This window comes from Pedobacter cryoconitis (genome assembly GCF_001590605.1).
GTDB lineage: Bacteria > Bacteroidota > Bacteroidia > Sphingobacteriales > Sphingobacteriaceae > Pedobacter > Pedobacter cryoconitis_A.
Map to the genome: position 1 here is coordinate 3,053,962 of NZ_CP014504.1, position 24,701 is coordinate 3,078,662.

23 protein-coding genes and 1 riboswitch are annotated in these 24,701 nt (G+C 39.8%); of the genes, 10 read left to right on the forward strand and 13 right to left on the reverse strand.

Features of this window, described 5'->3' with window-relative positions:
- The first annotated feature begins 113 nt into the window (after positions 1–113).
- Genes AY601_RS12725 through AY601_RS12750 form a run of 6 tightly spaced genes read left to right on the forward strand, consistent with a single transcriptional unit; the run spans position 114 to position 6,024 of the window.
- A complete protein-coding gene (locus AY601_RS12725; protein ID WP_068401608.1) occupies positions 114–1,280 on the forward strand; it encodes a ThiF family adenylyltransferase in 1,167 nt (388 codons plus the stop codon).
- Positions 1,267–1,974, forward strand: coding sequence for a hypothetical protein (locus AY601_RS12730; RefSeq protein ID WP_068401611.1), 708 nt, complete (start codon positions 1,267–1,269; stop codon positions 1,972–1,974). Before AY601_RS12725 ends, AY601_RS12730 begins: the two co-directional genes overlap by 14 nt.
- Positions 1,961–4,117, forward strand: a complete 2,157-nt coding sequence (locus tag AY601_RS12735) for a 7TM diverse intracellular signaling domain-containing protein (RefSeq protein ID WP_068401614.1) — start codon at positions 1,961–1,963, stop codon at positions 4,115–4,117. The genes AY601_RS12730 and AY601_RS12735 overlap by 14 nt, the downstream gene beginning before the upstream one ends.
- Position 4,118: 1 nt before the next feature.
- The gene (locus AY601_RS12740) at positions 4,119–5,198 is read left to right on the forward strand and encodes a hybrid sensor histidine kinase/response regulator (protein WP_068401617.1); all 1,080 of its coding nucleotides are present in this window, start codon (positions 4,119–4,121) and stop codon (positions 5,196–5,198) included.
- Positions 5,188–5,613, forward strand: a complete 426-nt coding sequence (locus tag AY601_RS12745; RefSeq protein WP_068401620.1) for a response regulator — start codon at positions 5,188–5,190, stop codon at positions 5,611–5,613. Before AY601_RS12740 ends, AY601_RS12745 begins: the two co-directional genes overlap by 11 nt.
- Positions 5,614–5,622: 9 nt before the next feature.
- Positions 5,623–6,024: a hypothetical protein gene (locus AY601_RS12750; protein ID WP_068401623.1), complete on the forward strand. Its 402-nt coding sequence runs from the start codon at positions 5,623–5,625 to the stop codon at positions 6,022–6,024.
- 149 nt (positions 6,025–6,173) lie between these two features.
- Here the strand turns inward: AY601_RS12750 and AY601_RS12755 are convergent, their stop codons facing one another.
- Entirely contained in the window at positions 6,174–7,187 is a 1,014-nt protein-coding gene (locus AY601_RS12755; RefSeq protein ID WP_068407503.1) for a class I fructose-bisphosphate aldolase, read from the reverse strand.
- Between the two features lie 237 nt (positions 7,188–7,424).
- Here AY601_RS12755 and AY601_RS12760 point away from each other — a divergent pair, with 237 nt between their 5' ends.
- On the forward strand, positions 7,425–8,177 hold the full coding sequence (locus AY601_RS12760; RefSeq protein WP_068401625.1) for an adenylate/guanylate cyclase domain-containing protein: 753 nt from the start codon (positions 7,425–7,427) through the stop codon (positions 8,175–8,177).
- Between the two features lie 24 nt (positions 8,178–8,201).
- Here the strand turns inward: AY601_RS12760 and AY601_RS12765 are convergent, their stop codons facing one another.
- Positions 8,202–8,564 (reverse strand): winged helix-turn-helix transcriptional regulator, encoded by a 363-nt coding sequence (locus tag AY601_RS12765; RefSeq protein WP_068401627.1) that lies wholly within the window; start codon positions 8,562–8,564, stop codon positions 8,202–8,204.
- An 81-nt stretch (positions 8,565–8,645) separates the two neighbouring features.
- Between AY601_RS12765 and AY601_RS12770 the strand changes: the two genes are divergently transcribed.
- Complete coding sequence (locus AY601_RS12770; RefSeq protein ID WP_068401635.1) at positions 8,646–9,521, forward strand: NAD(P)H-binding protein; 876 nt, start codon at positions 8,646–8,648, stop codon at positions 9,519–9,521.
- Between the two features lie 139 nt (positions 9,522–9,660).
- On the opposite strand, the gene AY601_RS12775 is transcribed toward AY601_RS12770, so the two are convergent.
- The 7 genes from AY601_RS12775 to AY601_RS12805 all read right to left on the reverse strand — a co-directional run bounded on the left by AY601_RS12775 (position 9,661) and on the right by AY601_RS12805 (position 18,965).
- Positions 9,661–10,104: a carboxymuconolactone decarboxylase family protein gene (locus AY601_RS12775; protein WP_068401638.1), complete on the reverse strand. Its 444-nt coding sequence runs from the start codon at positions 10,102–10,104 to the stop codon at positions 9,661–9,663.
- 109 nt (positions 10,105–10,213) lie between these two features.
- Entirely contained in the window at positions 10,214–10,789 is a 576-nt protein-coding gene (locus AY601_RS12780) for a Crp/Fnr family transcriptional regulator (RefSeq protein ID WP_068401643.1), read from the reverse strand.
- Between the two features lie 102 nt (positions 10,790–10,891).
- On the reverse strand, positions 10,892–11,488 hold the full coding sequence (locus tag AY601_RS12785; protein WP_068401646.1) for an HPP family protein: 597 nt from the start codon (positions 11,486–11,488) through the stop codon (positions 10,892–10,894).
- Between the two features lie 148 nt (positions 11,489–11,636).
- The gene (locus AY601_RS12790; RefSeq protein WP_068401649.1) at positions 11,637–13,439 is read right to left on the reverse strand and encodes a RagB/SusD family nutrient uptake outer membrane protein; all 1,803 of its coding nucleotides are present in this window, start codon (positions 13,437–13,439) and stop codon (positions 11,637–11,639) included.
- Between the two features lie 12 nt (positions 13,440–13,451).
- Positions 13,452–16,766 carry a SusC/RagA family TonB-linked outer membrane protein gene (locus tag AY601_RS12795; protein WP_232324587.1) on the reverse strand — a complete coding sequence of 1,105 codons (3,315 nt, stop codon included), beginning with the start codon at positions 16,764–16,766 and terminating at the stop codon, positions 13,452–13,454.
- A 310-nt stretch (positions 16,767–17,076) separates the two neighbouring features.
- Entirely contained in the window at positions 17,077–18,279 is a 1,203-nt protein-coding gene (locus AY601_RS12800; protein ID WP_068401651.1) for a FecR family protein, read from the reverse strand.
- Between the two features lie 89 nt (positions 18,280–18,368).
- A complete protein-coding gene (locus tag AY601_RS12805; protein ID WP_068401654.1) occupies positions 18,369–18,965 on the reverse strand; it encodes an RNA polymerase sigma factor in 597 nt (198 codons plus the stop codon).
- Positions 18,966–19,294: 329 nt separating this feature from the next.
- Between AY601_RS12805 and AY601_RS12810 the strand changes: the two genes are divergently transcribed.
- Positions 19,295–19,897, forward strand: a complete 603-nt coding sequence (locus AY601_RS12810; RefSeq protein ID WP_068401655.1) for a sigma-70 family RNA polymerase sigma factor — start codon at positions 19,295–19,297, stop codon at positions 19,895–19,897.
- Positions 19,898–19,918: 21 nt separating this feature from the next.
- Positions 19,919–20,176 (forward strand): hypothetical protein, encoded by a 258-nt coding sequence (locus tag AY601_RS12815; protein WP_232324588.1) that lies wholly within the window; start codon positions 19,919–19,921, stop codon positions 20,174–20,176.
- Positions 20,177–20,190: 14 nt separating this feature from the next.
- On the opposite strand, the gene AY601_RS12820 is transcribed toward AY601_RS12815, so the two are convergent.
- The 4 genes from AY601_RS12820 to AY601_RS12835 all read right to left on the reverse strand — a co-directional run bounded on the left by AY601_RS12820 (position 20,191) and on the right by AY601_RS12835 (position 24,332).
- Positions 20,191–20,643 (reverse strand): DsrE family protein, encoded by a 453-nt coding sequence (locus tag AY601_RS12820; RefSeq protein WP_068401659.1) that lies wholly within the window; start codon positions 20,641–20,643, stop codon positions 20,191–20,193.
- A gap of 131 nt (positions 20,644–20,774) precedes the next feature.
- Positions 20,775–22,121, reverse strand: coding sequence for a voltage-gated chloride channel family protein (locus AY601_RS12825; protein ID WP_068401663.1), 1,347 nt, complete (start codon positions 22,119–22,121; stop codon positions 20,775–20,777).
- A 49-nt stretch (positions 22,122–22,170) separates the two neighbouring features.
- A riboswitch (Fluoride riboswitch) is annotated at positions 22,171–22,235 on the reverse strand.
- 105 nt (positions 22,236–22,340) lie between these two features.
- Positions 22,341–23,693, reverse strand: a complete 1,353-nt coding sequence (locus AY601_RS12830) for a Gfo/Idh/MocA family protein (RefSeq protein WP_068401665.1) — start codon at positions 23,691–23,693, stop codon at positions 22,341–22,343.
- 57 nt (positions 23,694–23,750) lie between these two features.
- Positions 23,751–24,332 carry a hypothetical protein gene (locus AY601_RS12835; protein WP_068401668.1) on the reverse strand — a complete coding sequence of 194 codons (582 nt, stop codon included), beginning with the start codon at positions 24,330–24,332 and terminating at the stop codon, positions 23,751–23,753.
- Positions 24,333–24,701 lie beyond the last annotated feature (369 nt).

The window sequence follows — 24,701 nt, forward strand, 5'->3', positions numbered from 1 at the left end:
TTTTTTGTTAAATATATTGCTTTTATAAATTCTAAAAAACTAATTTCGGATAAAAATTATTTCTAAATAATAATTGATCAATTTTACACAAAAGCTCACACAATAAAGCAAAAATGGATAAGATTAATTCTAGTGTTCATGCGCCTGACCATTCAATGATATACCGTCCCGTTTATTTCAGATTAATCAATCCTGAGGAAGGAGAAAAGCTAAAAGCTTTAATCAGCAATAACCCTGATTTACTCATCTACGATACCATTTTAAGCCAACTTGGGGAACTCATTAAACTGAATAATCCACAACAAAAATTAACTCCGGAAGAGTCGGCAGCATTGGTTGCAGCACACCTGAAAACTGATGCAGATGCTTATGGTGTCTGGGTATATTATCCCTGGTCAAATAAGTTAGTACACACACTTGATGCGCAGGAATTTGCGCAGGTAAGAACAAGCAGAAATGTCTATAAAATTACCCCTGAAGAGATCCAGATCCTGCAGCAGAAAAAGATAGGGATTATTGGTTTATCTGTAGGGCAGAGCATTGCTTTAACACTGGCTATGGAACGGACCTGCGGAGAGCTCCGCCTGGCCGATTTCGATGAAATTGAACTGAGCAATATGAACAGGATCAAGGTAAATGTACAGGACCTTGGTTTAAACAAATCCATTGTAGCAGCCAGACAGATTGCAGAACTTGATCCATTCATCAATGTCATCTGTTTTACCGAAGGTATCACCCTGGATACTATCGATGAGTTTTTTACTGGAAATGGCAAGTTGGATATCCTGGTAGAAGAATGTGATGGAATTGATATAAAAATCCTTGCCCGCATCAAGGCCAAAGCACTAGGGATCCCTGTAGTGATGGATACCAATGATAAAGGAATGCTGGATGTAGAACGTTTCGACCTGGAGCCTGAAAGACCTGTTTTCCACGGAAAGGTGGCAGAACTGGAAGCATTAAGTGCAGATCAGCTTACAGAAACTTTAAACAAACTGACTATTCCTGAAAAAATAGGCTACCTCGGAAAAATCATAGGTTTTGAGAATTTATCTCCTGCCATGATGAAATCAGTAGGCGAAATGAATAAAACTATTGTCGGCTGGCCTCAGCTCGCTTCGGCAGTAACTTTAGGCGGGGCTATGATTACAGATATCAGCCGCCGTATACTTCTTAAACAATTTAGCAAATCAGGCAGATATTTCGTTGATTTCGATGAACTGTTTAAAGATGAGTTGAATACAATTACTAATATAAACGGAGACAATGATACACATTAGAACATTCAGAGCTCCGGATGATCCGGAAGCCTGCTCAAAATTTATTGTCGGCCACAAACGATTACTTGAACTTTACGGCATCACTCAGATTACTTCAAACAAACAGGATTGGGTAGAAGACCCGAAGACTATGGTGATTTTGGTGGAAGACAAAGAAACTAAATTTATCTATGGCGGTGCGAGGATCCAGATTAAAACTGATCAGTATGAATTGCCTATTGCTTCTGCAATTGGTAAATACGATCCGAAAATATACGACATGATCAACGCTGATGAAGAACGCGGCGGGACTTGCGAATTATGTGGGTTGTGGAATTCAAGAGAGGTTGCGGGTATGGGTATTGGGAGTCACGTACTGGCCAGGGTCGGTTCGGTACTTGCAGCGAAATTACCTATTGTAAGTCTATTTGTATTGTGTGCCCCTGTTACGGTTAGAATGGGAAAAAGAGTGGGTTGTGTGATTGAAACATCACTGGGTAACAATGGTTTATTTTACTATCCTAAAGATGATCTTGTGGCCACTGCAATGCGGTTAAGAAATCCTTTTGATTTGAGTAATGCTGATGATTCAGAGCGTGAAAAAATACTTTCCCTGCGTGATAACCCACATCAGCTTTTTGAAGAAAGAGGTCCAAAAGGTATGTACCAGTTAGAATATAATTTAGACATCCCAAATCTGCATGATCCTGTTTAAAAAATTACTTTTTTTACTAATAGCGCTCTTATCCAGCAGCGCGCTCACCTATGCAGCGACACAGGACAGTACGCTTGTCTTTAAAAACGAAAACAACATTTTAAAGATTGAAGATGGTATATCCATTTTCAGAGATCCTTCAAAATCATTAACTATCCATGAGGTAATTGGCCGTAAATTCGAATATCTCAATCAGAAAGTCCCTAATCTGGGTTTCACTTCAGATAAGATATGGATCAAATTCTCCGTAGAGAACCAAAGCGCTGCGGAAAATTTAATGCTCGTTGTTGCGCAGCCCGCAATTGATAGTATTACCTTGTACAGACTGGATAACCATAAAATTTATGCCTCTTCAAAGTTAGGAAAGTTTAGAGCCTTTTATGCCAGATTAGTCAATAATCCCAATTATATATTTCCGGTAAATATCGCCAGTAACAAAAAGGAAACCTTTTACATCAGCATCAGTTCTACAGATCAGATTCAGTTGCCTATCACTTTAGGTACGCCCAAAGTGGTCCTGGTCAATGATAACAGTAAGAATATTCTCTTCGGAATTTATGCCGGAATCATTATTATCATGATTTTATATAACCTGTTTATATCATTCACGGTAAAGGATCCGAGTTATATTTATTACATCGTTTATATCTTCTTTGTTGGCTTAACGCAGGCCACTTTTCAGGGTTATGCCTTCAAGTTTTTATGGCCGGATAGCCCTTGGTTAGCGATAAACAGTTCTTTTCTGGTCCCTTTTTTCTCAGGCATCACGACCGCACTGTTCTTAAAAAGATTTTTACAAACAAAAATACACACCCCAAAACTGCATATCGGAATAGATTTATTTGTTCTTTTCTATTTTATAGCACTCGGTGTATGGATTTCAGGCGCGCATGCCACCAGTATAAAATGCCTGCAGACCCTGGCGCTGTTAGGTTCACTCTATTTCTTGTATGTGGCCAATGTGATCCGGAGAAAAGGTTCCCGCCCTGCCCTGTTCTTTTTGGTCGCATATACCATATTTTTACTGTGTGTTGTGATCTTTGTTTTAAGGAATTTCAACTTAATTGAGTACAATCTATTTACTTCTTATATTTTAGAAATCGGCTCTGTTATACAAATCACCTTACTTTCTTTCGCACTGGCTGACAAAATAAACGTCTACCGAAAAGATAAAGAGCAATCTCAGGAACAAGCACTGAAAATCTCCAAAGAGAACGAAAGACTGATCCGTGAACAAAATATCGAACTGGAAATCCAGGTAAACAGACGTACAGAGGAATTACAGAATTCTAATGTTACTTTAAACGTGACACTGAAAGAATTGAAAGAGGCGCAATCGCAATTGGTCGATGCCGAAAAGATGGCTGGCCTGGGTCAGCTGACTGCTGGTATTGCGCATGAGATAAATAATCCTATTAATTTCGTAACTTCCAATATCAAACCGCTCGGATTGGATATTAACGATCTGTACGATGTGATCCAGAAGTATGAAGAACTGGATCCTGATCAGGATATCAGGGAGCAGATTTTAGCGATAGAAAGGTTTAAAAAACAAATTGATATTGATTTTATCAAAACAGAGATTAATTCTTTACTTTCGGGAATTGGAGAAGGTGCAAAAAGGACAGCAGAAATTATCAGAAGCCTTAAAAACTTCAGCAGGCTTGATGAGAGCGATACCAAGCCTGTAGACTTAAATGAAGGGCTGGAATCTACCTTGGTTTTACTCCGGAGCACGGTTCCTGGTTATATAAAAATCATTAAGGATCTGCAGCCTATTCCATTGGTAGAATGTTTGCCTGGTAAAATAAACCAGGTTTTTATGAACCTGATTACTAATGCCCTGCATGCGTTGAAGGTTAAAGAAAATCCGCAAGAGGAAGAATATATTTATATCTCCACCTCTTCGGCAAATGAACAGGTAATCATCAGCATTAAAGATACCGGATCGGGAATGACCGATGAGATTAAACAGAAGATATTTGAACCTTTCTTCACCACAAAACAAGTTGGCGAAGGAACAGGTTTAGGCCTTTCAATTGTTTTTAGTATCATAGAAAAACATAAAGGCCATATTGATGTTGTTACAAAAGTGAATCTAGGTACAGAATTTATTATTACCTTGCCTCTAAACATACAATAATATGACTCGCTCGCCTGTTAAAGTTTTATATATTGATGATGAAGAGAACAACCTCCTCGCATTCAAAGCAAGTTTTAGGAGACAATATGAGATTTACACAGCGATTTCCGCAGCCGAGGGTTTAAAGGTATTAGAGAACCTTCCGGTAGAAGTGATTATCGCTGATCAGAAGATGCCTGAAACTACAGGTGTAGAATTCTTTAAGAGTATTGCACATACCTACCCAGACCCTATCCGTATACTTTTGACTGGTTATACAGATATTGCTGCACTGGCTGATGCAATTAATCATGGCGATATTTACAGATATATTACTAAACCATGGAATGACCTGGAGTTGCATAATTCTATCAAAAATGCGCATGATGCTTACAAGTCCAAGATTGATCTGAGGAATAAGGTTAAAGAACTTGAGAAGACTAATGATGAACTGAACCGGTTTATCTACAGCATTTCTCATGAATTAAGAGCTCCGCTGGTCTCCGTAATCGGTATTGTAAACCTGGTTAAAATGGAAGGCCTTTACAATTCAAGCGGTGAATACTGGGAACTGATAGAATCCTGCTCTAATAAGCTGGATTATTATATCCAGAAGACGCTTCAATACTATAAAAATAATAAGAACATTTCCGAAAATTCAGCTATCGACTTCAAGACACTGGTAGATGAAATGATCGATTTGTATGCCTATAGTGACCGGGATACACAATTCAATCTGAATATCAATCAGACGCATCCATTTATGGGGGATTCGTTCAGAATTGAAGTTATATTGGGTAACCTGATTTCCAATGCCATCAAATACCAGAAGGAAAGCGGCCATCATAAGGTAGTGGATATTACCATAGAAGCTAATTTGCTATCTGCTGAAATATCGATTACTGACAATGGGCTGGGTATTCTCAACGAGCATCTTGAAAAGATATTTACGCAGTTCTTTAAAGCAAAAAATAACACAGGAAGTGGTTTGGGGTTGTTTATAGTGAAGGAAGCTTTAAACAAGATTGACGGAAAAATATCTGTCAGTTCTTCTCTGAACCAGGGTACTACGTTTAAAATTACTATTCCCAATGCCAAATAAACTCCAGAGCTCCATAAAAGTGATGCTGATCGATGATAACATCATTGACCTGAAGATTAATTCGAAGATCATTTTTATCTCTAAACTATTCGATGAAATTATTCAGTGCCAATCTGGAGAAGAGGCGCTCAGCTATTTTAATACCCATTCCAATCAACTGGATAAACTACCAAATCTCATCCTTTTGGATATCCAGATGCCTGAAATGGATGGTTTCGAATTCCTGGAGAACTATAAGCGCTTCCCTCCTGAGCTCAAAGATAATTGTGTGGTCGCTATGCTGTCCTCTACGCTTGATTTTGGTGATATCCGTAAAGCAGAAGCGAATCCTTATGTAATTAAACTCCTTAAAAAACCGCTTTATCCTGCACACCTGGAAGAGCTGTATAAGGCGAATTTCCCTGTCGCAAAATAAATCGTGTTTATGGCATTATTAATGCCTGTCATGGTTATGAACAGGTTAAAAATCATCGTTACATTTTTCTTTCTTTCTCTTGCTTTTACCAGCTGTAAAAAAGATTCGGGTCTTGATCCATTGTCTAATGTACTGTTTACCAAAGACGGTGTAATCAGAGTAGAGTGTGCGGATTGCATGCTGAATTATACGGTCATTAATGACAAGTATGCAGTTGGCATCAAGAACAGTGAAGACGTTAAATTTAGCTATGTATCTGATTTTGAACTAAAAACAACTATACAATCTCCCAAAAAACAGATGATCAGATTAATCGTAATGGATTCTTACGGAAGAACAGTTTCAAATGAACTGACTGCGATTGATCCGGGGGCACCAAAAACTGACAGCTTTAAAATTAAAATTCAATAATCCTGCTACATTCATAGCAAGCAAATCTTATAGCAAAAAATCCCGGAGCCTAAAAGCTCCGGGATTTTTTTATTTATGAAAATTGTGGAATAAAGAATTCACATTGAGGAATATCATCCCCAACTCCTTATTTACTCAAAAACAAACACTTACAATTTAAACTCTCCTTTTCGTGCCTCGTGATTGGCTTTGGCCAGTTTAATAAAAGAGTCCTGGGCAGCCTTTACATTTTCAGTTTTACCTTTCCAGATTTCCAAAGCAGGTTGATGCAAAGCTCTGGAGAAAGAATAGGTAACCGGCCACGGCAGAACTTCTTTGTAAGCAGCGTTAATTGCGTTAAGGTTTTGTGAAGCAGTTTCAGGATCCTGACCACCAGAAAGGAAGGCAATTCCGGCAACTGTAGCTGGAACGGCATTACGCAGACAGTTCACAGTTAATTTGGCCACCAGAGCTGCATCTGCCTTTTCAGGGGCATCTTTACCAGGAAGAATCATATTAGGCTTTAAAATCAGTCCGCCCAGCTCTACTTTAAGCAAATACAATTCTTCAAATAAAGAGCGCAGTACTTTCTCAGTGACCTGTGCACAACGTTCAATAGTATGGTTACCATCCATAATCACCTCTGGCTCTACAATAGGTACGATCCCTGCACGCTGACAGGCAGCAGCATAACGGGCAAGTGCATGCGTATTGCTGACAATGCAAGCTTGAGAAGGCAGTTCTCCATCGATCAGGATTACCCCTCTCCATTTAGCAAACTTTAAACCCAGTGCGGCATAAGTGGTGAGCCTTTCTTGTAAATTATCTAGTCCTTTGGTTACTTTTTCTTTAGGGAAACCCGCCAGATCTTCGGTTCCTTCGTCCAGTTTGATACCTGGAATAACTCCGGCTTTTTTCAATGCTTCCAAAAATGGGACACCTGATAAGGTTTGCTGATGAACAGTTTCATCAAATAATATTGCCCCGTTAATATAATCTCCTATTCCTGGCGTGGTAATTAAAACTTCCCGGTAGGCCCTTCTGTATGCTTCAGTCTGCGGAATACCTGCAAGTTCAAAACGTTTGTTGAGTGTTGCGACACTTTCATCTATCGCAACGAGGCCTTTGAAACCGGCCACCATAGCTTTTGCGGTGCTGATCAATTGTTTGGTTATATTCTCCATAATTATTGCTGCGGGCCCTGATCTGATCAGGTTCAACCAAAGAACAATTTGACAAATACAATTGTTTGCACTAATAGTGCTTGCCAGGCCTGGTGACACAAAAACCTTTGCCGGCCATCAAGAATAAAATGGTTGAATTTCGCAATTATCGGTTTGATTCTCGCAGTCCCCGCGTACTAGATCTGCTTAAATTTACAATCAGAAATAAATGTAAACCCACCATTTAAAGCTTACCTTATGAAAACTCAAAACAATTACATTCCCTCTACGCTCCCAACACATCAAATTTCATGTACACGCCTTACTGATCAGACTATTGTATGCAAATCACCTGATCAGATGAAGGAGATTTATACTGCGCTTGGAGAAGAGCGTGAACTGGCTCTTTTATTCTTGGATATCCGCAATTTCACGGCTGCTATGGAAATCAGATCTTCGTATGAAGTCATTTATATGATCAGAAAACTGTTTGTTTTATTTAACCGCTCTATTACTGCCGCTGGTGGACGGATTATTGAAACCAATGGAGATAGTATATATGCAGTTTTCGGATTGGATACAAATTTAAGAAAAGCAGTGCAGTCTTCTGTTGATGCCGCTTATGCCTTACTACGTGATGTTGATGTTTTTAATGCTTCTTATGCGCAACCTTATTTTAACCTGAGTTACGAGGTTGGTATTGGCGTACACCATGGTAAGGTTGTAGTGGGTCAATATGATCTGGCCAATAAAGAGCAGATGACTGTCATGGGCTTACCAGTAAATATTGCTTCACGCTTACAAGGAGAAACCAAAGGGCTCAACAATAACCTGATCATTTCTGAAAGCACTTACGATTTACTGACTGAGCCGAAAGATGCGGAAATCAGAACTGTGCAGCTTAAGGGAGTATCTGCTGCTATGAACGTAATGTTAATGGGAAATACTTTTCATCCTAAAAACCACATTGATGATATGGACCTGAATTATTACCTCGGAATATCCGGTTAATTAAGGTCCAGCTACTAATACAAATTAAACCATTGCCCTTCCGCTATCCTGAATAGCCCATTCGGCCATCATATTCATTAAAGGGACTAATTCTTTACCCGAAGGGCTTAAAGTATAAGTGACAAAAGGAGGAACTACTGGTTCTGCTTTCCGGATCACCAGGTTATCAGCTTCCAATTGTTTTAAACTCTGAATCAGCATTTTTTCAGTAATGATAGGAATAGCTCTTCTCAATTCACTGTAACGTTTAGAATCTTCTCTGAGCTGATAAATAATAATCGATTTCCAGTGCCCGCCAATCTTATTCATGACATAGGTAACCGGACAAGTCAGTTCCGCTAATCCTTTATTTAAGTTGATACTTGAATTCTCTTTAATCCTGGTCATGCTACACACTTTGGGGTAAGTACTTGTATAAAAGTAAGTACAAATATACCTTTGTCCTGTCAATAATAAAAAATTAAACATATGAAAATTACAATAACAGGTTCTTTAGGAAATATAAGTAAGCCATTAGCACAAACCTTAGTAGATGCTGGTCACCAGGTAACTGTCATCAGCAGCAGTGCCGATAAGGTAAAAGCAATTGAAGATTTAGGCGCTACAGCGACTATTGGCTCAGTAGAGGATACCGATTTTTTAACAAAGGCTTTTACAGGCGCAGATGCAATTTATACGATGTGTCCCCCAAATAATGCGGCTGCTGATTTCAGAAGTTTCATGAATACGGTTGGTCAGAATTATGCCGCAGCGATTCGTGCATCCGGCGTGAAGCAAGTAGTTAATCTAAGCAGCATTGGCGCACATTTAACTGAGGGTACAGGCCCGATCAAAGGCTTGCATGATGTAGAACAAATATTTAATGAACTGGAAGGTGTTTCGATCAAGCACATGCGCCCTGCGTATTTTTATGTCAACTTATATGGCAGTGCCGATATGATCAGACATGGGGGTATTATTGGGGGCAATTATGGAGAAACTGCTCCATTAGTACTGGTTCATCCAAAAGATATCGCCTTAGCCATAGCCGGAGAAATACAACAGCCGTTCACAGGAAAAAGTATCCGTTATGTGGCCAGTGATGTCCGTACCCCTGCAGAAGTAGCCACCGCATTAGGTACAGCGATAGGAAAACCTGATTTGAAATGGGTTGAGTTTACAGATGAACAAGCTTATGATGGAATGATCCAGGCTGGTTTACCTGCAGAGTTAGCTAAGAATTATGTAGAAATGGGCACAGCGATCAGAAATGGTATTTTATGGGAAGATTTTAAAGTTAATCAACCTGAATTCTCCGCTATCAAACTGGAAGACTTTGCAAAAGAGTTCGCAGCAGCTTTCTAATCAGCACCTATTTTAATCAACAATAAAAAGGGTTTTTAATCAACAATAAAACGGCTTTTAATCAACAGTAAAAACGGCTTTTAATCAAACAGTAAAAACGGCAAAGGTATTACAGGACCCTTGCCGTTTTTTATGGCTGTTAAGAACACAACGCAGGTGATAATTCTGTGGTGACCCCAATTCTGTTCCATGCATTAATGGTAATGATCGCCATGATAATTTCAGCCAGGTAAGCTTCCTCAAAAACACCTGCTGCATTTTTATAAGTTTCATCAGATACGTGGTTACTAATTAAAGTAATTTCTTCGGTCAAAGCTAATAAGGCGCGCTCCTTTTCATCAAAGAAAGGGGTATCACGCCATGCAGAAAGTGCATAGATCCTTTGTTCAGTCTCCCCCGCCTTACGTGCATCCAGTGTATGCATGTCAATGCAGAAAGCACATCCATTAATTTGTGAGGCCCTGATTTTGATCAGCTCTTTGTGTATAGGAGTCAGGCTGGTACTTTCAATGTATTTTTCAAGGGCTAGTATAGCCCGGTATCCTGCTGGTAGTACTTCGTTGATTTTAATTCTGTTGCTCATATCTTTGTTTTTTGAGATGATCCTTTTTTGATAACCGATTGATAGTTAAAAAGGTTAAAACAAATATCAGGAACACAAGGGCTCAAAAAAATGAACTGTAGTTAAGAAATTATAAATCTTTTTTAGCGCGTAACCGGCTTAAAAACTGCGGCGTAAAACCAAGATAAGAAGCCAGCATATATTGCGGAACCCGTTGAACGAAACCAGGATAGAGTTTAGAGAAATGCCGGTAGCGCTCTTCTTCAGTCAGGTTAAAGATGAATCCTATTCTGCGCTGAGAGGCTACAAATGATTTCTGCATCATGATCCTGAAATAAGTTTCTAAAGGCGGAATTTCCTTAAAAAGACTAATCCGTTCTTTCTCCCGGATCAAAAGTAATTCAGTTTCTTCTATAGCCTGGATATAACACGCAGAAGGCTGATTATTCAATAAGCTGTCCTGATCTGCAATCCACCAATGTTCAATACCAAAATGGATAATTTGTTCATTAAGTTTCTGATTGATCAGAAATTGACGTACACAGCCTTTAACAATAAAATAATTCCCCTTGCATAGTTTGCCTGGCTCAAGTAAAAACTCTTTCTTCTTCAGTTTGATGCACTCCAGTTTTTCACAGAATTGCTGCTGCTGTCTGGGATCTAACTGTACATACTTTTCGATATGGTCTAAAACCTCCTGATACATGGTAATGCAATATTATTTAATTTTTGATAAATCTAAAACGGCAAAACCGCCCTTGACCGTATTAAAAAGAGCAATGAAGAGCTGAAAACTGTGCTCAATTATTTACAATGCCTTTGAATTTCTATGTTTCCCTCTCCAGAATTTATACCAGTTTTTATTGGCAGGATACCTGCGGTGCGGAGTCGCATTGTTACAGATAACAGCGACAATAAACAGAATCATTACACCTGTAAATATGGGGCTTAACACATAAAAATAGCCTAATGCGTTGATTTTAGCAGTTCCTGTAGTCGCAATCAACGCGGTAGCCCCACCCGGAGGATGAAGTGTTTTGGTGATCTGCATCACTACTATAGAGAGTGAAACTGCCAGCGCAGCGCTTAACCAGACTTCTCCGGGAATTAGCTTGTGCATCGTAACCCCCACAATTGCGCACAGTACATGTCCGCCAATTAAATTCCGGGGTTGTGCTAAAGGACTGTTGATAATCCCATAAATCAGGACGGAAGACGCACCAAATGAACCGATCATAAAAAGGTTTTCATAGGCTGTGAAATATTTGCTGTTTATAAATCCAATGATTCCTATGCCCAAAAATGCACCGATAAAAGTCCATAAGTGTTCTCTGAAATCGACTAGTGTTTCTTTATAAAAGATATATTTCGCTTTCCTGACGTGCCTTCTTATTTTATGTCTCATATGATCTGCGGCAAAAATAAACCTTTTGACATGAAATGTTTTGATTATAAAATAATAGCGGAGTCAGAAAACTCCGCTATTATTTTAAGGCGTTCAATTTAATATATACATGCTCAGGGTTGTTGCCCGCTGCATCTATGGTGAATTTTTACCATCCTGGGTTTTGCACCAGGTTTACATCCACATTTACATCATTCGAAGGAATAGGAAACAGGTAATGTCTTTTGTTAAACACCCTGCTTTCAAAAGTAACGACCTGTAAGAAATCCGGAAGGTTCTTATTGATATCCAGGCCGTAAATGGGCCCATTATCGGTCGTCTCTGCAATTTTCCATCTGCGGGTATCAAAAAATCTGACGTTCTCAAAAGCAAGTTCTACTCTTCTTTCTTTCCGCAATGCTGCCGACATTTCGGTTGGTGAGGCTGGAACAGGTAAGTCTGCTGACCCGTAAAGTGGCACTCCTGCCCTTTCTCTGATTAAGTTCAGATATTTCAGGATATCAGGATCGCCGGGGCTCGCCTCATTTAAAGCTTCTGCATAGTCCATAAAAACATTGGCCAGACGGTATAAGATCACTGGTCTTCTGTCTATATTCCAGTTCCCCAATCCCATTGCTTTTCTCACAACATAGCCTGTAGTACTGTAGTCATTACCTCCTGTTTGTTTACCTGAATTACCGGTATTGTATAACTCTGTAGTAATCAATCCATCATTTGTATTGAGCCAGGTACTTCCATTAAAGGTAATATTGACATAAAAACGCGGTTCACGGTTTACCCAGGGATTATAAATCCCTGCTTTGGTATATTTGGTAGCCATTGCCGCAAAGCCAGTGCTGACATAACCTGAGCCTGCATCATTGATACTTTTACCGTTTTGCATAAAGAAAGCATCTACCTGGTTTTGCGTTGCGCCCAGTGCCCCGCCACCTCTGGATGCCGAATTTGCACCACGATGGTAAGGAGTCATTTCATATTGTCTGGCTGACAAAGAGGATTCTGGTCTGGCTAAAATGACCTCTTTATTCCAATCGGTTAAAAACACATCTCTGCAAGACAGATAAGGATCAAAATTACCATTGGCATCAGTCTTTTTAAATAAATCATAAGTTCCTGGTACAAACTGGGTAATAAAAGATTTATAGGCGTCCGCTGCAACCTTCCATTTATTGACTTCAAAACTCTGGCTCACCAATGCTTTACCATCTTTATTTTTCAGGGCAGATAAGTCATTGTTTCCATTATACAATGGGCTTGCCGCTAAAAACAAAGTTTGTGCTTTGAATGCGAGCGCAATTCCTTTGGTTATCCTTCCATAACTATCGTCGTTTGCAGGAGTAACTGGTAAATCCTTAGCTGCGGCATCCAGTTCTGTAGTAATATATGTAACACATTCGTCCATTGAGCTTCTTGACAACTGCACTTCTGAACTTGGTACATCCGGTGCAACCACATTATCGCCTAAAAGAATCACAGGCCCGTATAAACGGACAAGGTAAAAATAGTACATCGCTCTTAATGCCCTGGCTTCTGCGCGGTACTGCGTAATCAGCTGAGGAGAAAGGTCATTCTTTACTTTTTCAATATTTGCCATGAAAAAAGTAGCGGAACGTATCCCTCTGTAATAATTATTCCAATAGGCATAAACAAAACCTGAATTGGCATCCCAGTTTCCAATATTTACAGCATTACTGGCTACCCCGCCCCAGGTAAATTCGGCTTCATCAGCTCCTCCTGTCCATAAACCGGCATTGGAACTTCCGGGATTTCTTTGTCCGAATTCATCGGGAATACTGCTGTAAATATTATTTAAGAATTTCTCGGCTGTCAGTCTGTTCGAAAACGTTTCATCTAAGGTTAACCTGTCATTAGGCACCTGATCCAGAAATCCTTTTTTACAAGAAAGGGTAAACAGGGCGGCAATACTTAGTATACATATATATTTTTTCATGATATCCGGTTTTTAAAATTTAACATTTAATCCTGCTGACAAATTAGCGGTCAACGGATATCTGGTTCCGTTTCCTGTAAGCAGCTCAGGATCCCAGAGCTTGAATTTACTGAAGGTCAGAAGGTTGGTTCCAATCAGATAAACTGACATATTTTTAAGGTGTAGTTTGGCAGCAGCTTCTTTAGAAAAGTTATAACTCAGCTGTGCACTTTTCAAGCGGACAAAACTGTTGTCTTTGACCCACCATGAACTCGGCTGTGTATTGTTAAAGTTTTGATCTTCTCCATAGGCTAACCGCGGATAAAAAGCATCTTGTCTTGGGTTTTCAGGTGTCCAGCGGTCAGTGACATTGCTAAAGGCATTACTCAATCCACCACCTCCGTTAAATGGATAAATAGCAGATCCGCCCAACATTACATCTGAGTTTTGTAAGGCTTGAAAAAGTGTGCTGAGTGCAAATCCTTTATAGGCAACACTAAAGCCAAAACCCATCACCAGGTTAGGTACATCTCCCCTGCCGATACAGGTTTTATCATAGTCATTGATCAACCCGTCACCATTCAGATCTTTGTATTTAATATCGCCAGGCTTCAGTAATTTCTTTGATCCCGGAGCCGCACTTGCATCAATTTCAGCTTGATTATCAAATAGTTTTTCTGCTATGTATCCATATCTTGATAGAATATTATCGCCGATATGGCTCATCCATGGGTATTTTTGAGTGGGACGATCGTCGTTAACCAATACGTCTTTGTTGTAAGTCACGTTCCCCCTTAAACCGACATCCACCTGCCCTATTTTCATGTTATATTCCAGCGTTGCATCGATACCTTTGTTGTCTACAATACCCAGGTTTCCGTAAGGTGAATTGACTAAACCAATAAATCCAGGTACGGATTGTCTTTGTAAGAATATCCCGGTACGTTTTTCACGGAACAAGTCTACCATTAAACTCAGCTTGTCATTCAGGGTCCTTATTTCCATTCCCAAATCCTGTTTTCTGGATTCAGCCCAACGGATATCTACCCCGTAATCGGTTACGTTAATTCCCCCTGTATTGGTGAAGTTTTTACCCAGCTGGTAACCAGCCGCTCCGTCTGTTACGAGCGTTAAATAAGCAAAACGTCGTCCTACCAGGTTTTCATTGGAGATTTTTCCGATCCCGGTTGTTCCTACAGAATATCTGAATTTCAGGAAGGAAATTGCATTTTTTAAAGGCGCAAAGAATTTCTCGTTCGAAGGGATCCAGCCAAAGCCAATCGCCGGAAATGATCCATATCTGTTTGCCGGGGCAAATAATTCAGAGCCGTTATATCCATAGTTAAACTCTCCGAAATAACGGTCATCATAAGAATAAGTAGCCCTTGCTGCAATCCCTACAAATCTTTCCGGGATAGAAGAAGTAAAGTCACCGGCAAAAGGATTGGTATAATCCTGGGTATAGCCTAAAATCAGGCCACCTACCCGGTGTTTTCCAAATGCACGCTCATAATTAATGGCTGCTTCATTATACAGTTTTCTATTTCCACCTCTGTTTGGTTCATAACTCAGATAGTTACCTGAACTGTTGAAAGTTTTAATCAGGTTTAACGTTCCGTCTTCGTTATAAGGTTTACTGGAATCGGGGAAATAAGTACTTTCTCTTTTAGAACGTTTTGCACTACTGGTGTTCTTGGTATCAAAAGCAATCATCACTGTGGCTGTTAATCCATCAGTTAAGCCTTTCAGGTCTTGTGTCACCCTTAAATTTGTATACAATTGATTCTCAAATTCAGTCCGGTAACCGCGTCTTGTTAAATCAGCATAAGGGTTCCTGAAACCACCATTGGAGGCTTTACCTGGTATAAAGTTTCCTGGATACATTACCGGATATTCAACGGGAGAAATGTCCATGGCCGATCCAAAAATGCTTTCTGTATTTTCACCCGGATAATTACCTGTAGACACATAGCCTTGTATACCCAGATCCATTTTTGTGGTCCCTGTCAATTTCATGTTCAGGTTAGAAGTGAAATTATACCGTTTAAAGTCAAGGGATGAATTATATTGAGAGAGCTGATCGGTTTTTAGAAAACCGGTTTCATTGTAATAGGCCAGAGACACATAATATTGTGCATTGTCTGTCCCTCCGCTTGCATTCAGGTTTGCCCTGCGGTTGCGGCTGTACTTATTGAATATTTCGTTCATCCAGTTTACATTTGGATAAAGCAGCGGATCAACTCCGGAGGCGGTTTTATCAATATATTCTTTGCTGTATTTTTCTCCTAATCCCCTGCCTGTACTTGCTTCATTGGCCATATTCATGAAAGTGATCCCATCTGCCATTTCCGGTCTTCTGGTAAAAGTACTTACACCTTCATTGTAGTCCAGGAAAATTGAAGTTTTACCAGCTTTACCGGTTTTTGTTTTAACCAGAATAACACCGTTTGCACCTCTTACCCCATATACAGCGGTTCCAGAGGCATCTTTAAGTACAGTGAAAGATTCGACGTCTTCAGCGTCAAGGTTATCAATAGAACGCTCTACACCATCCACTAAAACAAGTGGAGCACTGGAATTTCCGCCAAAAGTAGAAATACCCCTGATCCAGATATCAGCTGTGCTCCTGCCGGGTTCTCCGCTGCGCTGCACACCTACTACACCAGCAATTCTACCCGAAAGTGATTGCGTAATACTGTTAACAGGCTGTTTAAGTTCTTTGGAACTGATTGTAGATTGTGCACCAATCAAAGAAACTTTACGTTGTGTGCCAAAGCCTACAACTGCAACTTCTTCCAAAGCATTATCACTTGGTAAAAGACTTATTTTCAGGTTTCTCTGACTTTTTACCGTAACTTCCTGTGGTTGGTAGCCTACGTAACTGATTATCAGCACGGCTTCAGCAGAAGGTACGTTAATGCTAAAACTTCCGTTCACATCTGTAGCAGTGGAAACCAGGCTCCCTTTGATTTTAATACCTGCTCCGGGAATCCCCAACCCCTTCTCATCAGTCACAATTCCGCGGATCACAATAGGATCTGCCTTGAGTGACAGAACATCTTTTTTAGACAATAAAATCGTTTTATCAACTATATTATAAAAAATAGAAAGTTTGTTTAAAGAAGATTTCAATGCTTCTTCAATTGTTGCATCGCGCAAGTTGACCGTGACCATTTCTTTGGCAGGGTCAAAGTTATTACTCAGGAATACATAGCCAGTTTGCTCTTTTATGGCCTTTAAGACAGTAGAGAGCGGTTTATTTTTTTGATGGAGATTAATTTTCTGCGCCGAAACGCTGGCGCTTGCCTGTACAAGGGCTATCATGAGGATGAAAGTGGTTAATTTCATTATCAATAGCAGTTTAGGGCATATCCTGCGAAAGGACATACCGGGGTTAAAAGCATTTATTTTCATACTTTTGATTGGGTTTGAGTAATACAGAAATTGGTTCAGATTAATTTTTCCGATAAAATCGGATGGGTAGGCTCAAATCTTCTGCCGGGCAATGGGTCCAATCATTGTCCGGCTTCATTAGTCGGCCACCCTGGTAGCGTAGCTACATCAAGGTAGGTATTTCATCATGCTCATAAGTTTAATTTGGTTAGGTAAAAGGTTAGTTCTATTGCTGCTGGCGGTTCAGGCCAGCAGGTGGTTCCTGTTAATTAGAGGTGATTATTATTTTTCTTCTGGCGTAAGGCTGATCAGGGGTTTCTACCCGGAATTTTATTTTCGCATAACTCAAAATCCGGAGTGCTTTGGAAGCATCCATATTCCGGTACACTTCTCCTGTAAATTTATTATCGGGTATTTTTCCTTCATAAGCGACATCTACATTGTACCATCTTGAAAACTGTTTCATGATGGTATAAATATTTGCATTTTCAAATTTAAAAAGTCCGTTTTTCCAGGCTATGGCAGTCAGCGGGTCAACCTTAATTACCTGAAGCTCCTGCCCTGCCAAAGCCTGCTCACCAGGAGATAAGATTTGTTCAAATACAGCCGGACGGCTTACTTTTACACGCCCTTCTAATAAAGTGGTTGCACAAATATCTTCGTTTTCATAACTGTTGATGTTAAAGTGTGTCCCCAATACTTCTACTTCCTGTTTTCTGCTGGCAACGATAAATGGAATATGCGCAGACCGGATCTTTAATTTAGCCACTTCAAAATAGGCCTCTCCTTTCAACTCTACCCTGCGCTGCTTGAATGCGGCAAAAGATGCCGGATATCTTAAGGAAGATTCGGCATTCAGCCAGACATGGGTTCCGTCTGGTAAAATCAACTGATACTGGCCGCCTGCGGGAGTTGAAATAGTATTGTAAAGCAGCATGGGTTTTGTTTCCTGATGCGTTGTTATTTCTTTCAGTTCATAAAGCAATTGTCCATCTGCCGTTTTTCGGATACTAATTCCGGCTTGTTCGGCAACCTTTCCATTTGCAGCATCTGTTAAGGATAACTTTGTACCATCAGCCAGGGTGAGCGTGGCTTTATTGCCACCGGGCACCAGTTCGCCATTATATTGACTGTAAACAATGGATTTATCCTGATTTTTAATAAAATAAGTGGCAACTGACAGCAACATCAGCAGCAGTGCTGCTACACCTATTTTTGTCCATAAAGAAAATAAGGTTTTTGTTGGCACAGGTTGAAAAACAGTCTGAAGAATGTTTGTTTTCTGTGCTGTTGATAGTCCCAGTGAAAACGTTTCATCTCCCAGGTAACCCTCCATTAAATTAAGCAGCATTTCTTTTTGCGCTTCACTATTCACAATACGCATCAACTCCTGTTCTTGCTGTGCAGAAGCAGAACCGTTCATATACTGATTGAATAAGAATTTTAATCTTGCTTCCGCAATTGCCATAAATTAAGCTGTCTTTGTTCTATTGACTCACCGGAATCACAGCCGGGGTAATCAGTTGCAGAATAAATTATTTTTAGCTGGAATGCGTGTTATTTCTTCATGAGCATCAGCACGAGCAATAGGGCATCCATATACTTAAAATGCGCCCTTATAGCACTGAGTGCTAATTTCATATGAGAATGAACAGTGCCGGGCGATATGTTTAATTTCGCTGCTGCTTCCTCATATTTAAGCCCTTGTTCGTGGCATAATTCATAGACTAATTTACGTTGCGGAGGGAGCGCATCAACAGCTGCTTTTAATATTTTAGCAGAATCATTGTATAAAAGTAAGTGTTCAGCATCAGTTCCACCGGTAATAACCTGCGCTGTAAGTTCTACTTCACGCAGGGACTGTGCTGCAATTTTCTTTAAAGCGGTATAACTATGATTTCTCGTTGCGCGGTTTAGATAAGCACCAAAATTTTCAATATTTACCAGGTGAGTTCTTTTGAGCCAGATCCTGATAAATACATTCTGGACAATCTCTTCTGCTTGTATCTTTGAGCGGGTAAGCCTCATTGAAAAATCATAGACCAACGTCTGGTAACGTTCAAATAATTCTGCGAAAGCTTTTTGATCTCCGGCGGCAACCTGAACCATCAGGTCACTTTCCAATACATTCTTGTATGGTCTTTCTGTGTACATCCGCTTTTATCAGAATAATTTTTAGTTCAATGTCAAATCAATATTATGTATAATTTTTATCATTCTTTAGCAGTAACCCGATAAAAAGCCCAGCTTTCTTTAATCCGGAAATTAATACAAAAAATTAACTACTCAGTAATTTAAAATTGTTTTAGCTTCCTGAAATCAGAAAAAATCGGCTAAAATAGTTTTAACTCTGTAATAATTAAAATAAATGATTCACTCAGAGACCTTAATTTTGAGAACTAATTGTGAAGACTGGGATAATAAATTAAATATTTTGTAAGGATTCCCCTGAAAATGCGACTATTGTATTTTATCCTTATCCAATGTCTATACCTGATAGCGAAGAAACACTAACCACAGCGCCTGTAATACTCGATCCTCAGCATTGGGTAGCCAATCATGCAGATTATTTGTTTAGTTATGCGATTACCCGGATTAATGAGGAAGAACAGGCGCAGGACCTCGTTCAGGAAACATTTTTGGCTGCGCTTCAACGTATACATAAGTTTGAAGGAAGAAGTTCTGAGCGCACATGGCTTACTGCAATATTAAAAAATAAAGTCATCGATGTTTACCGTAAAAAGTCATCTGGCCTGGGAAAAAACATAACCAGTTTAGATACGGAACAACAGGATCAGGATTTTTTTGATCCTTATGATGGGCATTGGAAAAAATCACACTGCCCCGAACCATTTGGTATAGACACAAACGATCCTTTAATGAATAAGGAACTGAAATCCATTTTGCAGAAGTGCATACAAAAACTTCCGGCATTATGGTTATCGGTATTCACAATGAAACATATGGATGAAGAGTCTACTGAGCTGATTTGTGAAGAACTGAGGGTTACGCCTTCAAATTTCTGGGTGATTATTCACCGTGCAAAACTTAACCTGAGAGCTTGTCTCCAAAAAAACTGGATTTAAAATATGAATGAGCTAAAGCATATGATATATAATTGCAGGAAGGCCACTTTCCTGATTGAGAAAAAGCAACTTACTGTATTAACTTTAAGAGAGAAAATAGAACTGCGCATTCATTTATCTGGCTGTTCTTTTTGCAGACTGTTTCAAAAACAGAGTATTGGAATCAATAAAATGGTCTATGAGCTTTTCCATCAGGCAGTAAACCGGGAGATCAGACTGGACGATGATTACAAAAAGAAACTTCAGGAGCGTATTGAAGAGCAGCTCGATAAGAATTAAATTCAGCTGCTAATTTATGGGTGTACAACTGCCCAGCCCTGGTAGGCACGGATAATGATTTCTCCATTACCACTGGGCACATAACTGATAAAATTAAACAGCGTACTTTTCTCCATATGTCTTTCTCTGAGCGTATTTTCACATTGAGCGAGTATAACACCTCTGGCTTGCAGTTCTTTTAATGTTTTCTCAAATATTCCATTTTGAGCGTACACGGCTACTCCATCTCCAAAAGCAATCAGTTCTAATTTTAATTTCCCTTTAAGACGAGGGTCTTCCAGTGCATTTTTCATATTTCTAAGCGTGCCAGCTATTTTCTTTTCGTCCCCGCTATTCAAAACGTATAGCGCTTTATAATTTTTCAATGCTGCTTTCGCCCCGGTAAAGTTTTGTGGTTTTGTCTGTGCAAAACTTGTAGTCACAGCCACCATTAAAAGCAGGCTGCAAATAAGAATCTTTGTGTTCATCTGTTTATTTATTGGTTGTATACTAATCAGCAATTGGTTTAAAGACCCGTATTTATGTTATTCCTGACTTGAAGCAATATCGCCATTTACACCTTGCTAAACCGGACAAATCAATCTTTATATTGACTTTGTTACTTTTGTTTGAGGCGGATTTTATACCTCGACATTTTCTGCGCTAAATAACTATTTTTCAAGCTATTTACAGCACTATCAGCCGGCAGATTATCCTGAATTTCAGGAATAGCAGCCCTTTGCGCGCTATAAATACCCCCATGGCCACTAAAGAAATAAGCAGTAAAACATGCCACGGCAAAAAACAAGGTATACTCGCTGCCAAATAATTCAACCCCCATCATTGTACAGGCTAAAGGGGTATTTGTGGCACCTGCAAAAACAGCAATAAAACCAAGAGCTGCAAATAAACTTACCGGAGCATTCAGCAATCCGGACAAAGTGTTCCCCAAGGTTGCACCGATGTAAAATAAAGGCGTAACCTCTCCTCCTTTAAATCCAGTCCCCAAGGTCAAAGTGGTATAAACTGTTTTCCAAAGCCAGCTCCAGGTATCAGTGCCACCTTGAATAAATGCGGAAGGAATAGTAATTGCCCCCGGATATTCAGCATCGACACCCAGACTTAAATAATCAGGTTTACCAATCAGATAAGTCAAACCAATAATAATTAATCCTCCAGCCACAGGAATGAGCCAGCTAATGGTAAAAAGCCTGGAAAAAACCTGCTTAACTCCGTGAACAGCAAATGAGAATAAATAACTGGCTAACCCAAATACAACTGATGCCGCAATCACCTTACTCAACAGGAAAAGATCAATGGGCAGATAAGCAGATAAAAAGTAAGGGGTTTGAGGCAAAACGGCAATGTGATAGGCAGTGTGGTGAATTTGCCAGGCAGCAACGGTAAAATCAGCAATCACGCTGGCAACTAAAGCCGGGAATAATGCCTCGTATTTAATCCTTCCGAGGGTCAATACTTCCAAAGCAAAAATTGCCCCAGTAACCGGAGTTCCAAATACAGCGCCAAATCCCGCAGCAATACCAGCAGTGAGTACCATTTTGGTATCCTGTTCATTCAGTTTAAACCATTTCCCAAAAACCGCGGCAATACTACCTCCAATTTGTACAGCAGTACCTTCTCTGCCTGCCGAGCCTCCAAAAAGATGAGTAATAATAGTGGTGGTTAAAATGACCGGGGCCATGCGCCAGGGTACACCACCACCTGTCTGATGAATTTCGTCCATGATCAGGTTATTCCCTTTTTCAGAAGATTTACCAACAGACTGATAAATCAAATGAATCAGTACTCCGGCAAATGGCAATAAAAAAAGCAACCATTGATGGTCAAAGCGCAAATGTATTGCGGCAGAGAGCAACCAGAGAAAAAAGGCAACGACAGTACCAATAGTAATGGCAATTGGAAGAATTAAAAGTGTCCAGCGGATCAGATGGTTAAAAGTTTTCATATATACCTACAAATCATTTATTCCAATGAACGGGATTGTTCATTAGCTTAATTTTGCAGGCGCCATCAGCTTTTCAGGGCGGTTAAGTCGGAAGACACCATTTCCGTGTCAGCAAATATAAGCATATCCTGAACAATTACAAATTAATCAGCGCTAAACGAGACCGGTCACGCCGGGCATGACCGGTCTGTTATTGTTCAATCAGGTGTGTAATATTATTTAATAGTCGTCATTTAAAGCAAAAACTGGCTTTCTGGTCATCCATTGACCACTGGTGAAATCCGGAAAATCAATAGTTTCATTTCCTAATTCTATAGACTGCTCACTTAAAGGCGTAATTGCACTCCATGCTGCAGCATCGTAAACATCTAATGGTGTAGGTGTTCCACGTTTTACCGCTTCAATAAAAGCATGTAAAACAAAGAAATCCATTCCACCATGTCCAGCACCTTTTGCATCATCACCGTATTTTTTCCAAAGTGGGTGATCATATTTCTCTAACCACTCTTTTGCATTGTCCCACTGATGTGGTTTGCTGACACCCTCTACATAAACACTGTTGTTGATGTCCATCCATAAACCGTTCGTTCCCTGTACACGGAACCCCAATGAATAGGGTCTTGGAGAATTCGTATCATGCTGCAGGATGATCGTTTCTCCATTTGCACAGTCAATAGTCGTCGTGACAATATCACCCAGTCTGAAATTAACTTTTGCATTTGGATGGCTCTCTCCTCCTTTATCCACGACATATTTATGCAGGCCTCTGGATTTCGTAGCAAATGAATTTAGTTTAAGGAACTTATTCCCTCTATTGATATTGATACACTGCGCAACTGGCCCGATACCATGTGTTGGGTATAATTCACCATTACGATGTACGGAATGGTTTGTTCTCCATCTGGCTTCTGAGAATCCTTTTTCATTGAATTCTACTCCACCACCATAAGGTTTAATCCCATCATTAAATTTCACTTCTCTCAAATCATGCTGATAGCCGCCTTGTAAGTGAAGAATTTCTCCAAAGATACCTTGTCTTACCATGTTTAAAACAGCAAGGACATCTCTTCTGTAACAAACATTCTCCAGCATCATTACCTGCGTATCATGTTTTTCGGCAGCATGAACAACGTCCCAATGGTCTTGCAGGGTAATGCCCAGCATAACTTCGGTAGCCACATATTTTATTCCTGCTTCTATAGAGCCGATAATCATTGCTTTATGCCATTCCCATGGGGTAGCGATTAAAACAGATTTTAAGTCTTTTAACTGAAGCATTTTTTTCCAGGCATTGTTATCACCTGTAAAGATCTTCGGCATCGGCTTTCCGCTCTTGGTAATCATCGCTTTAGCCATATCCAGCATTCTTGAATCTACATCACAGATTGCAACAACTTCAACGTCTTCCCTTTTTAAAAGTAAAGCCAGGTGATTTTGCCCGCGCAGCCCAACGCCCATCATTGCAATTTTAACTTTCTCGCCTGCGTAATTGGCAAAAAGTGATTTCTCTGGCAGGATCGTCAATGCAGCTGCAGTAAGCGTTGTTGAGGTTACAAATTCTCGTCTGTTCATAATTTTTTTAGTTCAGATAATTGGTTAGCTATATTATTATTTCAATTGTGTATGCGTTTATTGAGCTGGCGCTGCTTCGCAAAACCCTTCGATCCGCAGCAGATTAAATGAAGGCGCAGATAAGGTCATGTCCCCTGCCCATGCTGCGGTTGTATATTGCATTGTTTTTAAAGTAGAAAGCGTTAGTCCGGCACTGTCCATGATTTTCAGTTTGGCAAAGCTCATTCCCTGCCCTAGTGGGTTTACAGTCAAAACCAATTGAATACCTGTGAGTAGTTTATCCATGGTGAGCATTCTGGGATCAGTCAGGTTAGCTATAAAAAGATACCCTTCTCTGTTAATTCCTAATTTAATGGCATTTTTTTGAGCTTGCTGAATACCTAAACTTAAAATCTGTTCCGGGTTTACTGCTTTCACAGGATAATTTAAATCCCAATTAATGGTAAACGCATAGGCCGTAGAAAGCTCCAGGTTAAAATGACCAGCTGCAGGTAAATCTGTCCATTCTTTAAGGACTGGTATAGCTTGCTCAGTTTTTAAATACGCAGGGGTTTCCAGCACCGGATCTGGTTCTGGGACAATAGGTTCATTTACTGAACTCCCTTTAAAAAGAAGATTAAAGATTTCTCTCCTGTCCATTTTTGGTTAGTTGGTTTTTGCGTAGTTAAACCCGTTTGTTAAGGATTACAAGGTATAAATTTTCCTTTCAAGCCAAGAAGCGACAAGCTCACAATTATCACGCAAACGTTTGCCTGGACAGAAACAGGAGGTTTGTGCAAGCACAATGCAACACACAAAAATCGTTTTATTCAAAAATCCAGGCTAAAAATCAGTTTTTATCTCCGAAATGCAACTCAATACTATAAATCCACTAAAAATACGTCTGATTTTCCTGTTTTTTTTGTTTTTGCTGATCAAAAGCAGCTATGAAACGTATCAAACGTTTGCGTGGATTTAAGCCCTTTCAAATTCGATACACAGGCGCATTGCTTTATACCTTCAATCATT

Excerpts from the sequence above, each read along its gene's own strand:
- AY601_RS12780 (WP_068401643.1), bottom strand. The coding sequence starts at position 10,789 with ATGTATCAGGAGGTTTTAGACCATATCGAAAAGTATGTACAGTTAGAT.
- AY601_RS12815 (WP_232324588.1), top strand. The coding sequence starts at position 19,919 with ATGATATATAATTGCAGGAAGGCCACTTTCCTGATTGAGAAAAAGCAA.
- AY601_RS12765 (WP_068401627.1), bottom strand. The coding sequence starts at position 8,564 with ATGACCAGGATTAAAGAGAATTCAAGTATCAACTTAAATAAAGGATTA.
- AY601_RS12835 (WP_068401668.1), bottom strand. The coding sequence starts at position 24,332 with ATGGACAGGAGAGAAATCTTTAATCTTCTTTTTAAAGGGAGTTCAGTA.
- AY601_RS12775 (WP_068401638.1), bottom strand. The coding sequence starts at position 10,104 with ATGAGCAACAGAATTAAAATCAACGAAGTACTACCAGCAGGATACCGG.
- AY601_RS12820 (WP_068401659.1), bottom strand. The coding sequence starts at position 20,643 with ATGAACACAAAGATTCTTATTTGCAGCCTGCTTTTAATGGTGGCTGTG.
- AY601_RS12750 (WP_068401623.1), top strand. The coding sequence starts at position 5,623 with ATGGCATTATTAATGCCTGTCATGGTTATGAACAGGTTAAAAATCATC.
- AY601_RS12745 (WP_068401620.1), top strand. The coding sequence starts at position 5,188 with ATGCCAAATAAACTCCAGAGCTCCATAAAAGTGATGCTGATCGATGAT.
- AY601_RS12770 (WP_068401635.1), top strand. The coding sequence starts at position 8,646 with ATGAAAATTACAATAACAGGTTCTTTAGGAAATATAAGTAAGCCATTA.
- AY601_RS12810 (WP_068401655.1), top strand. The coding sequence starts at position 19,295 with ATGTCTATACCTGATAGCGAAGAAACACTAACCACAGCGCCTGTAATA.
- AY601_RS12805 (WP_068401654.1), bottom strand. The coding sequence starts at position 18,965 with ATGTACACAGAAAGACCATACAAGAATGTATTGGAAAGTGACCTGATG.
- AY601_RS12725 (WP_068401608.1), top strand. The coding sequence starts at position 114 with ATGGATAAGATTAATTCTAGTGTTCATGCGCCTGACCATTCAATGATA.
- AY601_RS12825 (WP_068401663.1), bottom strand. The coding sequence starts at position 22,121 with ATGAAAACTTTTAACCATCTGATCCGCTGGACACTTTTAATTCTTCCA.
- AY601_RS12760 (WP_068401625.1), top strand. The coding sequence starts at position 7,425 with ATGAAAACTCAAAACAATTACATTCCCTCTACGCTCCCAACACATCAA.
- AY601_RS12800 (WP_068401651.1), bottom strand. The coding sequence starts at position 18,279 with ATGGCAATTGCGGAAGCAAGATTAAAATTCTTATTCAATCAGTATATG.
- AY601_RS12740 (WP_068401617.1), top strand. The coding sequence starts at position 4,119 with ATGACTCGCTCGCCTGTTAAAGTTTTATATATTGATGATGAAGAGAAC.
- AY601_RS12830 (WP_068401665.1), bottom strand. The coding sequence starts at position 23,693 with ATGAACAGACGAGAATTTGTAACCTCAACAACGCTTACTGCAGCTGCA.
- AY601_RS12730 (WP_068401611.1), top strand. The coding sequence starts at position 1,267 with ATGATACACATTAGAACATTCAGAGCTCCGGATGATCCGGAAGCCTGC.
- AY601_RS12755 (WP_068407503.1), bottom strand. The coding sequence starts at position 7,187 with ATGGAGAATATAACCAAACAATTGATCAGCACCGCAAAAGCTATGGTG.
- AY601_RS12795 (WP_232324587.1), bottom strand. The coding sequence starts at position 16,766 with ATGAAATTAACCACTTTCATCCTCATGATAGCCCTTGTACAGGCAAGC.
- AY601_RS12735 (WP_068401614.1), top strand. The coding sequence starts at position 1,961 with ATGATCCTGTTTAAAAAATTACTTTTTTTACTAATAGCGCTCTTATCC.
- AY601_RS12790 (WP_068401649.1), bottom strand. The coding sequence starts at position 13,439 with ATGAAAAAATATATATGTATACTAAGTATTGCCGCCCTGTTTACCCTT.
- AY601_RS12785 (WP_068401646.1), bottom strand. The coding sequence starts at position 11,488 with ATGAGACATAAAATAAGAAGGCACGTCAGGAAAGCGAAATATATCTTT.